The sequence below is a fragment of the Undibacterium sp. JH2W genome (genome assembly GCF_049340425.1).
Taxonomy (GTDB): Bacteria; Pseudomonadota; Gammaproteobacteria; order Burkholderiales; family Burkholderiaceae_D; genus Undibacterium.
Window position 1 is genome coordinate 1 of sequence record NZ_JBMPOT010000016.1, and the last position, 11,751, is coordinate 11,751.

Annotated in this window: 13 protein-coding genes; 6 read left to right on the forward strand and 7 right to left on the reverse strand. The window is 49.5% G+C overall.

Annotated features, from left to right (window positions below; all coding sequences use genetic code 11):
* Positions 1 to 376, forward strand: a 376-nt coding sequence (locus ACO0LC_RS22035) for an ExbD/TolR family protein (RefSeq protein ID WP_423007129.1), incomplete at its 5' end; no start/stop codon positions are given.
* Here the strand turns inward: ACO0LC_RS22035 and ACO0LC_RS22040 are convergent.
* A complete protein-coding gene (locus ACO0LC_RS22040) occupies positions 306 to 461 on the reverse strand; it encodes a hypothetical protein (protein ID WP_423007131.1) in 156 nt (51 codons plus the stop codon). The two genes, ACO0LC_RS22035 and ACO0LC_RS22040, sit on opposite strands and share 71 nt — an antisense overlap.
* Positions 462 to 545: 84 nt before the next feature.
* Between ACO0LC_RS22040 and ACO0LC_RS22045 the strand changes: the two genes are divergently transcribed.
* On the forward strand, positions 546 to 1,796 hold the full coding sequence (locus tag ACO0LC_RS22045) for a hypothetical protein (RefSeq protein WP_423007133.1): 1,251 nt from the start codon (positions 546 to 548) through the stop codon (positions 1,794 to 1,796).
* An 89-nt stretch (positions 1,797 to 1,885) separates the two neighbouring features.
* Here the strand turns inward: ACO0LC_RS22045 and ACO0LC_RS22050 are convergent, their stop codons facing one another.
* From ACO0LC_RS22050 to ACO0LC_RS22060, 3 genes are read right to left on the reverse strand one after another with little or no spacing between them, the layout of a single operon-like run.
* On the reverse strand, positions 1,886 to 2,890 hold the full coding sequence (locus ACO0LC_RS22050; RefSeq protein WP_423007135.1) for a diguanylate cyclase: 1,005 nt from the start codon (positions 2,888 to 2,890) through the stop codon (positions 1,886 to 1,888).
* Positions 2,891 to 2,908: 18 nt separating this feature from the next.
* On the reverse strand, positions 2,909 to 3,763 hold the full coding sequence (locus tag ACO0LC_RS22055) for an HDOD domain-containing protein (RefSeq protein ID WP_423007137.1): 855 nt from the start codon (positions 3,761 to 3,763) through the stop codon (positions 2,909 to 2,911).
* Positions 3,760 to 4,080, reverse strand: a complete 321-nt coding sequence (locus tag ACO0LC_RS22060; protein ID WP_423007139.1) for a hypothetical protein — start codon at positions 4,078 to 4,080, stop codon at positions 3,760 to 3,762. The genes ACO0LC_RS22055 and ACO0LC_RS22060 overlap by 4 nt, the downstream gene beginning before the upstream one ends.
* 304 nt (positions 4,081 to 4,384) lie before the next feature.
* Between ACO0LC_RS22060 and ACO0LC_RS22065 the strand changes: the two genes are divergently transcribed.
* On the forward strand, positions 4,385 to 4,999 hold the full coding sequence (locus ACO0LC_RS22065) for a DUF1345 domain-containing protein (RefSeq protein WP_423007141.1): 615 nt from the start codon (positions 4,385 to 4,387) through the stop codon (positions 4,997 to 4,999).
* On the opposite strand, the gene ACO0LC_RS22070 is transcribed toward ACO0LC_RS22065, so the two are convergent.
* Entirely contained in the window at positions 4,996 to 5,445 is a 450-nt protein-coding gene (locus ACO0LC_RS22070) for a hypothetical protein (protein ID WP_423007143.1), read from the reverse strand. The two genes, ACO0LC_RS22065 and ACO0LC_RS22070, sit on opposite strands and share 4 nt — an antisense overlap.
* A 212-nt stretch (positions 5,446 to 5,657) precedes the next feature.
* On the opposite strand from ACO0LC_RS22070, the gene ACO0LC_RS22075 reads away from it, so the two are divergent.
* A complete protein-coding gene (locus tag ACO0LC_RS22075) occupies positions 5,658 to 6,896 on the forward strand; it encodes a nucleoside recognition domain-containing protein (RefSeq protein ID WP_423007145.1) in 1,239 nt (412 codons plus the stop codon).
* Between the two features lie 83 nt (positions 6,897 to 6,979).
* Here ACO0LC_RS22075 and ACO0LC_RS22080 read toward each other — a convergent pair whose 3' ends face one another.
* On the reverse strand, positions 6,980 to 8,779 hold the full coding sequence (locus ACO0LC_RS22080; RefSeq protein WP_423007147.1) for a M14 family metallopeptidase: 1,800 nt from the start codon (positions 8,777 to 8,779) through the stop codon (positions 6,980 to 6,982).
* 24 nt (positions 8,780 to 8,803) lie between these two features.
* The gene (locus tag ACO0LC_RS22085) at positions 8,804 to 10,111 is read right to left on the reverse strand and encodes a TRZ/ATZ family hydrolase (RefSeq protein ID WP_423007149.1); all 1,308 of its coding nucleotides are present in this window, start codon (positions 10,109 to 10,111) and stop codon (positions 8,804 to 8,806) included.
* Between the two features lie 181 nt (positions 10,112 to 10,292).
* Between ACO0LC_RS22085 and ACO0LC_RS22090 the strand changes: the two genes are divergently transcribed.
* Positions 10,293 to 10,988 (forward strand): fumarylacetoacetate hydrolase family protein, encoded by a 696-nt coding sequence (locus ACO0LC_RS22090; RefSeq protein ID WP_423007151.1) that lies wholly within the window; start codon positions 10,293 to 10,295, stop codon positions 10,986 to 10,988.
* A gap of 8 nt (positions 10,989 to 10,996) precedes the next feature.
* A complete protein-coding gene (gene maiA, locus ACO0LC_RS22095; RefSeq protein WP_423007346.1) occupies positions 10,997 to 11,653 on the forward strand; it encodes a maleylacetoacetate isomerase in 657 nt (218 codons plus the stop codon).
* The last annotated feature ends 98 nt before the right edge of the window (positions 11,654 to 11,751 follow it).

An 11,751-nucleotide genomic window follows, 5' to 3' on the forward strand; every position in this document is an offset into this window, starting at 1 on the left:
AGAAATGAACATGACGCCTTTGATTGACGTCATGCTGGTATTGATCATCATGTTGATCATCACCATTCCAATTCAGAATCATGCTGTGAATCTGAACTTGCCAACTGGCCCCACGCCACCGCCAACAACACCACCTGTGGTAGTTGATATCGATGTGGACTTTGATGGCACCGTGGCCTGGAATGGCACGACCGTCAACAGCGCTGAACTCGAAGCCAAGCTGACCGAAGCCGCTTCACAGAAAGATCAGCCTGAAGTGCATCTGCGTCCTGTCGCTGTTGTACCTTACAAATCTGTGGCAGCTGTCATGGCAGCAGCACAGCGTCTTGGTGTGACCAAGATTGGTATGGTTGGCAATGAGCAGTTCTTGAAATGATAAATAAGCATTTCAAGGCAGTTTCGGCGCATCCATGCTGACTTATTAAGGTATGATAGGAAATTGGCAGGGTTAACCCTGCCATTTTTCATATTCACGGGTTGAGCCTAGGTTTTTCTAAAGCTGCAGTCCCCAAGTTTATTAAATTTATTGATTGAGAGATCAACATATGAAGCAACTTCGCTTGTCTCGTATTGCTGTATTGATTGCAGCGATTGGCTTTGCAGCCGCTCCAGAATTAACAAATATCGCAGCAAATCAAGCCTATGCTCAAGAGTCCTTGCGTCCTGAAATTGCCAAAATTGTGCACGCAGCTGGTGAATTGTACAAAACGAAGAAATTTAGAGAAGCATTGTCTAAAATCCATGAAGCTGACAGCGTAGGCGGCAAGACAGTTAACGAAAACTTTACGATAGAGCGCATGCGCCTGTCCATTGCCTCCGCCGCTGGCGACAATGAGACTGTGATCCGTTCGGCAGAGACGATCGTGTCTGCTAATAAACTGGGTGGTAAAGAACAGTTGCAGATGATACAAGTGCTGGCGAACGGCTATTTTAAGGCTGGTAACTATTCCAAAGCTGCACAATGGTATAACCGCTATTATTCTGATGGCGGTACTGATCCATCCCTGCGTCCTTATCTGATACAGGCAATGTCGCAAAGTGGTGACAGCGCCAAGGCCATGAAAGAGATCAATGCCGAATTGGCTGCTGATGAAAAGGCTGGTCGTACCCCGAGTTTGACCAATCTTGAATACCTCTCCAATGATGCCTTGAAGCGCAAGGATATGGCTACTTATTCCAGTGCGCTGGAAAAGATGGTTGCATTCCACGGCAAAAAAGAATACTGGGTTAACTTGCTCAATAATATCGAGAGAAAACCAGGTTATTCCGAGCGTTTGAAACTGGATTTGCTGCGTTTGAAGCTTGCTTTGGGCCAAATCACCAAGACTTCCGATTACATGGATATGTCTTTGTTCGCGATCCAGGCTGGCTATCCAGCTGAGGCGACCAAGATTATCGATGCAGGTTATAAAGCTGGTGCATTGGGTGAAGGTAAAGATGCGGATCGCCACAAACGTTTGCGTGACATGGCCAACAAGACCCAGGCTGATACCTCCAAGGATCTGGTAGCCAATGAAGCTGAGGCCAAATCTGCCAAGGATGGTAATGGCCTGGTCAATATCGGTTACGGCTATGTGACAGCTGGTAACTTTGATAAAGGTATTGGCATGATAGAAGAAGGTATTGCCAAGGGTGGCCTCAAGCAAGAAGAAGATGCCAAATTGCATTTGGGTGTAGCGCAATTGCAAGCAGGCAAGAAAGCCAATGCCATCAAGACTTTGAAAACAGTACGCGGCACAGATGGAACAGCTGATCTGGCACGTTACTGGATCATCTACGCCAACCAGTCCAAGTAATTGACTTGAGCTGCTTAACGGTAGAATGAAACAAGGGCGCTTTTATGCGCCCTTGTTTTTTTTATATTTTTATTGGTTTTTAAATGGGTTTAACTTGCCACTTGATTGCGCCCATTGGCTTTCGCGCGATACAGCGCCGCATCGGCGCAACTGATGAGGGCATTGCTATCCTGACCATCACTTAGTGTTGCCACACCAAATGATCCTGTGATGTGTGGCAAGGGTTTGTGTCTGTCAACAAACACCTTGGTTTTGCCCAGCCGGCTGCACAGTCTTTGTGCAACACCCAGAGCGGATTTCTGATTGGCTCCTGGCAGTATCACCATCATTTCTTCTCCACCATAGCGGGCAGCAAAGTCACTGGGCCGCAAGCCTGCATTAAGTACCTTTGCTGCAGTTTGCAAGGCATCATCCCCCAGCAAATGGCCATGTTCATCATTGAAGCGTTTGAAATGATCCAGGTCTACCATGATAATGCTCAAGGCTGCACCAGTTGCCTGGGCATGCTGTACCATCCCAGGCAGTTGTGCATTCAGCCAGGCGCGGTTGTGCAAGCCAGTCAGGCCATCCACCATTGATAACTGGCGATAGAATTCCCCCACTTTTTGACGGCTACGGATTTGCGCATTGGCGGCGCGTATGCGGAAGGACAATAACTGTAAGAGATTGCGCGCCACGCCATTCGATTCATCTATCAGTCGCCACAAAGTCTCCGCTTCTATCAGTAATAATTCACTATCGCTGATGGCCGAGATGGTGGCTGAGTGAATTTCTTCATCAAGGACGGAAATCTCGCCTACACATTCACCAGGCAGGTACTGGGTGATGGTATTTTCCAGCCGATTGCTTTCTTCAGTCAGGCGCGTCACGCCCAAAGCACCTTGCAGGACGATAAACAGGCGGGCACCAGAGCTATTGGCGTCCAAAACAATTTGGCCAGCGCGGGCTTTGACGACCAGGCAATCCTTGATAATGTCGTTGATGAGTTTTCTATTGTCTTCCGTAATATCACGGAAAAGATGAATGTCTTCTATGCGGTAATTTGTTGCCTTGAAAAGCATCAATTGTTCCAAAATCGTTTTATCCAGATACATGGTGCAAAAAGAAAAATGTCAAAGTACGATCTGATCCAAAGCATCGAAACGCATCTCAGTTTCGCGGAAAATGCTTAAATAGTCAGCTTCACCAAGCCCTAGCGTATCCCAAGCCGCTTGTGACAGCAAGGGTAGCATGTCGTTTTCATCGCCAGCCAGGTCAAGTGCGTGCACAATGGCATTGGCAATGTGAATGACAGATGCCAATACATTCAGATTTTCTTGCTCAGGATGATGATGGCCGCGTATGGCATCACAGACAGCTTCTGAGAAATTCCAGTGTATTGCCAATGCCAGGCCAGCATCGACATGATCTATATGCATGATGCTGCGCTCCGCTTCTAGCAGGGGACAATCAGTTTCTGTCCTGTAGCGCAGCACTTCATCATAATTGGCTGGATAACAGGTCACCAGCACCAAACGGCCTATGTCATGCAGTAAACCTGCCGTAAAAGCAAAGTCATGCTTCATGTGCAGGGCGCGGGAAATCAGTTCCGCGCACACCGCCGTGGCGACACTGTGACGCCAGAAAGCCTTGAAATTAAAAGCAGGACAACTGGCGGTAGGGAATTTGTTGGATAAAGTAGTCAAACGAATGAGATTCTTGACATTTTTAATGCCCAGCATGGCAGTTGCCTGTTGCAGGGTCACCACTTTTGAATTACTCCCGTAGTAAGAGGAGTTGGCAAGTTTCAATAATTTTGCCGTAACTGAATGGTCCATGGCGATTTTTTCAGTCACCATGTCCAGACTGCTATCTTCATCTTCCAGATTTTGCAGCATTTCCATGGCAACTTCAGGCAAGGTGGGCAGGTCCTTGATCTTGCTGACCACGTCATCCAGATGGACCTTGAATTCATTGGTGTCAGTCATTTGGATTCACCCTGGCGGTAATGAATAACGTAGGCTTTCAGGATATTGGCAGGTTCGCTGTCGCCAATGTGGCGAAAAATTTTGTCTATGCGATCCAGCTGTGCAGCCATATCTTGCGTGTTTTCTTGCTTCAAATTAGGGGCGCCCGCCACAGACAATTGATGTATATCGTGGTGTGCAATAGCCTGTAGCATGCGCTCTGTTAAAGTGGTGCCTGCAGGCAACAGTACATGGCCGACTTTATCAAGCAAATCGTCCGCCAGCACGGTGCCAGGGCTAACCTTGGATAGTGGCAAATAATGATAATGTTTGTTCATGGCACTTGCCTCGCTGAATAACATGCCGCCATCACTGGCAATGATGTACGGTTTCAGTGTAATAAAAAATAAACTAATTAAAATTACTCTTCATCAATGTAAATAACAGGACCGATCAAGGATGGATATGCCAGAATATCAATTGATATTGAATATACTACACCTGTATACACATGTATCCATTGGAAGTTCGATTCTGTTAATAAGCTTGAAGTAGTATGTAAAATTGTCATATGTTCAGGCTTTACTTTCACTAACGACAGGAGCAATCATTAAACAAATAATTCGACGTCGCCCTCGCTTATTGCTCACGCTGGGCCTGGGAACTCTGGCGGCACTGGTGTTGCCAGCATCTACCTCATTGATTACTCGTGCACTGTGTGGCTGGAATGTCGGGGTGTGGGCTTATTTGGTGTTGATGGGTTGGCTGATGACTTGTGCAGACAAGCACAAGGTCCGCCAGATGGCGCAACAGGAAGATGAGAGTGCAGTAGCCGTACTGGTTTTGTTGTCCCTGGCAGCATCTATCAGTCTATTGGCGATTATCCATGAATTGTCCGGCACCGCGGGCCTGGGCCGCGAAGCCCGGGCAATCAAGTATTTGTTTGCTACCTGTACTGTCCTAGGATCATGGCTCTTGCTGGGAGTGATATTTTGTTTTCACTATGCCTTGCAGTTTTACAGCTCACCAGGAGGCAAGCCAGCCTTGCGTTTTCCAGAAGATGAGGAGATGCCGGATTTTTGGGATTTTTTGTACTTTTCGTTCACAATAGCAGTGGCCGCCCAGACATCTGATGTTACCGTCATGAACCGGCAGATGCGCAAGACTGTACTTGCGCAATCCATACTCAGTTTTTTCTTTAATGTCGCCGTGGTCGGCTTTTCCATTAATATTGCTGCTAGCCTGGTAGGAAATTAACGCCAGTGGTGGCCGTGATGACGTTCGTACCTTTCTTCGCGCCATTCGTGTTCGTAACGCCTTTCCTGATGCCAGCCATGACGATCACGCCAGGGGTGGCCGTAGGTTTGCTCTACATAAACATGTTCCACATAGGGGCGGGGTGAACTCAGAACGATGGGTATGCCACCCAGGCGCATGTCGACGTTCACTCCATAGGGCAGGCGACTGCCGCTTTGCCAGCTAGCACCATTTGTCCAATACCAGTTTCTTTGCGCAGGCGCGTAATACACCTGTTGTGAGGGGTAATAGACATAATTGTAGCTTGACACCACTTGGTGCACTGGTGGTGCCGGATGCCAGCGATAATCCCTGCCATAAACATCATGGGCGAATACCGTATTTGCACTGGCTGCACAAATCAGCAGGGCTGATAACAGGCCTTTGATGAGTAGACTGGTTTTCATGATATCGCTTCCTTCGTTTCGATGTTCATATAACGCAGCTCATGAGCATGGGGCTGACAGGAATTTGTATTTAGTCATGTAAAACTGCAAGCAGATGTTACAGCCTCTGCTTATAGGCATGCTGCACGCTTATGACATTCAGTGAAATTTTCATACTACGGCACAGGCTTTTCATGATAAAAAGCCTGCACTCTCATCCCTAATTGAATGCCATGTTACTCACCTACATCTGGACAGGTTTTTTTCTGATTGGTTTTATTGCTGCGCTGGCGCAATGGCTGATACTGGGCGATGTGGAGGTGTTCAAACGCATCATGGATGGGACTTTCGAATCCGCACGCATAGGTGTCATGGATATTGCCTTGCCACTGGCGGGTGTCATGACACTCTGGCTGGGCATCATGAATATAGGTGAGAAGGCCGGGGCGATTGATTTTATTGCCAAAGTCATCGCTCCCTTTTTTGCCAGGATATTTCCCGGTGTGCCGCAAAATCATCCTGCCAATGGCCACATGGTGATGAATTTTTCGGCGAATTTGCTGGGCCTTGATAATGCCGCTACGCCTTTTGGCTTGAAGGCGATGGAGAGCCTGCAAAGCCTGAACCCCAGTAAGGACGAAGCCAGTGATGCACAAATCATGTTCCTGGTCCTGCATACTTCGGGCCTGACGCTGATCCCATTGGCCATCATGGCGCAACGCGCTGTGCTGGGCGCTAAAGACCCTTCGGATATTTTCATACCCTGCATGATCGCCACCTATGTGGCCACCGTAGTTGGCTTGATTGCTGTCGCCATCCGACAGCGCATCAATCTATTTGACCGTGTAGTGCTGGCCTGGTTGGGAGGCCTGACGAGTTTTATCGTTGCCCTGGTCTGGTATATGAGTCAGCACATGAGTCGTAGCGATATAGAAGTGTTTTCCAAAGTCAGTGCCAACCTCTTGCTGTTCAGTATCATCATCAGTTTCATGCTGGGGGCCATGCGCAAGAAAGTGAATGTATATGAAGCTTTTATTGAAGGGGCCAAAGGTGGTATACAAACTTCGCTGACCATCATCCCTTACCTGGTAGGCATGCTGGTGGCGATAGGCGTGCTGCGCAATTCCGGCATACTGGGCTTTATTGTCTCTGGTTTTACCTGGTTGTTTTCGCAGATGGGCTTGAATACGGATTTTACTGCTGCCTTGCCAACAGCCTTGATGAAGCCGCTCAGCAGCTCAGGTTCACGGGCGCTGATGGTGGATGCCATGAAAACTTATGGCGTGGATTCTTTCATCGGTCGCCTGACTTGCATTTTCCAGGGATCGGCTGATACCACCTTCTATATCGTCGCCCTGTATTTCGGTTCAGTAGGCATACGCAAAACCAGATATGCCATTTCCATGGGCTTGCTGGCAGATTTTGCTGGCGTGGCCGCAGCGATTTTTGTTGCCTACCTGTTCTTTCACTGATGCCCAGCGATACTATAAGTAGGTGAAAGTGGGTGAAACTAATCGCCATATGCGATTGAGCTTGCATATGGCGATCCATGGCTTTATTTAGGATTAAAATCCAGTCTCAATACAGGATATACCTGATAACGCTGGTCCCAGGATGAATGGCGTCTGGCGAAAAAATCCAGGCGGGCAGATGGGCTCTTGGCAAACTCAGGGTCTTCGGCAATTTTCTTGTCGAAGGCAGTTTTCAATTGAGGATCAGCAGCCAATTGTTCGCGTGCGACATCTTCCGCCACATAGGCTTCCATATACTCCTTGCGTTCAAATGCGCCATTGAACCAGCCCCAGTTGACCAGGGCATCTGGGGCTTGTGGCTCGAACATGCCGGCGACCAGGCGCGCCTTGGCTTGTGCAAGTGGGACGAACAAGGCACCTTTGCGCAAGTCTTGCATCTGGTTTTGCCATACGCCTTGCAACTTCATGGCTTGCCTTCCTTCGAAAGACTGTGCCTGCAAACTAGCCTTGCCGGTGACGAACTTACCCACAGAGATCGCAGGTAAATCGCTAGCAATGATGCGGAATTCTATGCCATGTTGCTGCAGTTTTTCTGCCACGGCCTTGCTATACGCCACCGGGACGAGATAGCCAGCCTTGGGTAAATTTACCTGTGCGTCGGCCACGATCTCATCGCGCAGTTTGACTTTCCATACTTGTGGCTTGCTTTCGTCATAGCGTGTCATCAAGGCGCCGGACACATCTGACATGTTGCGGGTGTAAGCATAACCACGGAAGTCTATATCCCTGGTTTTTTCTGTGGCCTTATAAGTCACAGGCAAAGTCTGTCCTGCCAGCTGCATGGCGCGCTGATCTGCTGCCTTGGCCGTTGCCAGCCATTCGCTGCCGTGCGCAGCAACTTGTTCCAGCACTGAAATGACGGTGTTGTGTGTAATGCGTACGCGGGTCGCATAGTCTTTCCAGGAATGGGTTTCCACCAGCATGCCAAAGCGATTACGCAAGGGCAGGTAGCCATTTGAAAAACGCGGCGGTGCTACATTGTCGACAAAGCCTGACATGGGATCATCTTCATGCGCAAACGACATGTAAAAGGGCAGGGGCAGCGAACCTTGTTTTGCGAGATCGGCAATCACATTGTCACGCAAGGTCTTGCCTGCTGCACGCAGGGCTGCGTCGCCTGAATTGACGGGCTCGACCTGTATCGAGATATCATGTTCAAACTTGGCACCGTCAGTGACATGCAAATCTATCACAGCCAGTGGGTCCCAGGTATTGAAGAGCTTCAGCATGGCTTGCATTTCAGGTGCATCTGCCTTCACATAGTCGCGGTTCAGATTGAAGTTTTGCGCCGTGGTGCGCCAGCCCATTTCTTCCGGTCCGCGCTGATTAGGGCGGTTCCAGGCAGCAAAACGCTCGTGTCCATCGATATTGAAGACAGGGACGAAGAGCAAGACTTGCTTGTCCAGTGCATGGTTTGCCAGCTTGTTGTCCAGTATCTCGCGCAGCGCCAGAAAACCGGCATCTTTGCCATCTATTTCACCAGCATGTATGCCACCCTGTATCAGGGTCACAGGCAAAGCCTGCTTTGCTGCCTGCGCTGGCGTGAATGCGCCACTGCGTGTGGCAATTAAAGCCAACATCGGCCGGTTTTCTGGTGTGCGCCCAAATTCCAGGCAACGCACTTCTTTAGGATAGTTTTTCTGGAAAGCCTGGCATAGCTTTTCCACTTCTTCATAGCGGCCGGTTTTTTTAAAGCCACTTTGTTCAGCGAGGGTAGTCAATGACTCTGCCGCTTCAGTGTTCGCCACCAGCAGGCTAGAGCTGGCAAGCAAACTGGTGATGATGCTTTTTCTAAAAAGGGTATAGGCTGGTTTCATACGCATGGGGGAGTAAGTGAACCTGTTGAATTAAACTGCAGCTATTCTTTGATGCCACCACTGGGCCTTGTCCTTGAGCTGACTTTCATCCACAGTCTGCAATTGACGCTCAGCCATCAGGCAGCGACCATGCACCCAGACGTGACTGACTTGCTCACGCCCGGCGGCATAGACGATCTGTGATGCCGGATCAAACAGCGGTAATGTCTCAAGCGCCGACAGGTCAATCGCGATCACGTCTGCCAGTTTGCCAGCCACCAGGCTGCCGATTTGTTTGTCCATACCCAGGGCTTTGGCACCTGCCAGGGTCGCCATCTCCAGTGCATTACCAGCATTCAAGGCAGTCGGATTACTTGATACTGCTTTTGCCAATAAGGCAGCCATACGCAAATCACCGAGTAAATCCAGCTTGTTATTGCTGGCAGCACCATCCGTACCTATACCCACATTGACGCCAGCAGTTTGCATGGCATGGACAGGGGCAAAACCAGAAGCCAGCTTCAAGTTGCTGGCAGGGTTATGGGCGATATGCACGCCTTGCTGCGCCAGCAGTTTGATTTCATTCTCATTCGCATGCACCATATGGGCAGCGATCAGGCGTGGCGACAACAGGCCCAGATTATGCAGGCGTTGCAAAGGGCGCATGCCATGGTCTCTGAGGCTGTCATTGACTTCATCCATGGTTTCATGGATGTGGCAATGTATCCCCATGTCGTGCTTGTCTGCCAGTGCCACGATTTTTTTGAATGTCGCATCAGAGACTGTGTACGGTGCATGCGGAGCGAGGCGGAATGAAACCCCGCTTTGCCCCTGGAAAGCCTGTTGTGAGGCCAGTGCTTTTTCCAGGTAGCCATCGGCATCTGCTGCATAGCCGGTAGGGAATTCCAGCACGCTGCAACCGACTACAGTGCGCATGCCAGTGTGCAGACCGGCGCGTGCCACATCGTCATTATAGAAATACATATCATTGATGGTGGTGGTGCCACCGCGCAGCATCTCTGCCATGGCATACACACTGCCGTCAAAGACAAATTCTTCCGACACATGCTGCTTCTCGGCTGGCCAGATGTGATTGTGCAACCAATCCATCAGACTCAAGTCATCTGCCAGGCCGCGCAATAGAGTCATGGCAGAATGGCCGTGCAGGTTGACCATGCCGGGCATGACTGCATGTTCAGCCAGTTCCACATGTTGCGCATCAGGGTGTTGCAGACGTGCGTCGGCACTACTGAGTACAGCCAGGATTTTTTCATCCTGCATGACCAATGCATGCTCACGAAGGACGGTGGCGTGTGGTTCGATAGGGATCAGGTATTTGGGATGTAGGCAGGTTTTCATTTTTTTAGGCTCCGCAATTGAACTGGCATTATAACCAGTGAAATTAAATCATGAGCCCCCCAGACTAAAATCGAGTTGTGCGACGGTATGACAGAGCGTATTTGAAAGTGCCATAATAGCGACTTGAAGATGAAATATGTGCCAGGACAGTCGTGGCAAACTGGCATTTTATGGAGCAGATATGGATTACTTATTTCCGCCGTTACAGCAGGCAGCTGTACCCATTGCTGGTGGCACGGCGTATTTTCCGGTGCATAGAATTTACTGCGTGGGCCGTAATTATGTAGAGCACGCCAAAGAAATGGGATGGTCAGGGAGGGAACCGCCGTTTTTCTTCATGAAGCCAGCCGATGCGGTTTTACCCGTCATGGCTGGCAAGGTAGGCGAGATGCCTTATCCCCCCATGACCGTCAATTTGCATCATGAAGTGGAGCTGGTGCTTGCGATAGGCAAGGGGGGCAAAAATATTCCTATAGAAGAAGCCCAAAGCCATATCTGGGGCTATGCTGTAGGCTTGGATATGACGCGCCGTGACTTGCAGGCGGAAGCCAAGGACCAGGGGCGGCCCTGGTGTACCGCCAAGGGTTTCGATTTTTCTGCGCCTATAGGGCAGATACATCGCGCTGACACGGTACAAGATATAGAACAGGCCAGTATCAGCCTGCATGTGAATGGACAAAGCCGGCAAAGTAGCGATACCAGCAAATTGATCTGGAATCTGGCAGAAATTGTCGCTTGCTTGTCCGAGCTTTACACTTTACAGCCGGGTGACTTGATTTTTACCGGTACACCAGAAGGTGTCGCTGCAGTGCAGCGCGGTGATATGCTTGAGGCAACTATCTCGGGTTTGAGTGATTTAAAAATAAGAATGGTGTAAAAGCAATGATGAAACTTTATGGTTATTTCCGTAGCTCAGCTTCTTACCGGGTCAGAATCGCCCTCAATCTCAAAGGACTGGACTATGAACAGGTAGCAGTGCACCTGGTTAAAAATGGGGGGGAGCAACTTGCACCAGCCTTTCGTACCTTGAACCCGGATGCTTTGGTGCCAGTCTTGCAGGATGATACTGAGGGGCAAACGACGAATCTGACGCAATCCATGGCGATCATTGAATACCTTGACGAAGCTTACCCAGAGTCAGCCTTGTTGCCATCCAGTCCGCTGGAGCGTGCCCATGTGCGCTCCCTGGCGCTGGCAATTGCCTGCGAAATTCACCCTCTGAATAATTTGCGGGTATTGAAATATTTGTCAGGCACTTTGCAAGTCAGCGATGAACAAAAGAATGCCTGGTACAGACACTGGTGTGAAACTGGTCTCTCTGTGCTGGAACAAAAACTCGCTGCCGACAAACATACCGGACGTTACTGTTTTGGTGATACGCCGGGTTTTGCCGATTGCTTCCTGGTGCCGCAAATCGCCAATGCACAGCGCTTTCATTGCGATATGAGTGCCATGCCTACGCTCATGCGCATCCATCAGGCTTGTAGTGAACACCCAGCTTTTATCAAGGCAGCACCAGCAAATCAACCGGATGCAGAATAAGGCTCCTTGCAGCAAATACCTGTGCTTATAAAAAAAGGGGCCTGAAAAGGCCCCTGTGATTTCCTGCTGCGTAAAACAGTTTTAATTCAAAAATGTTA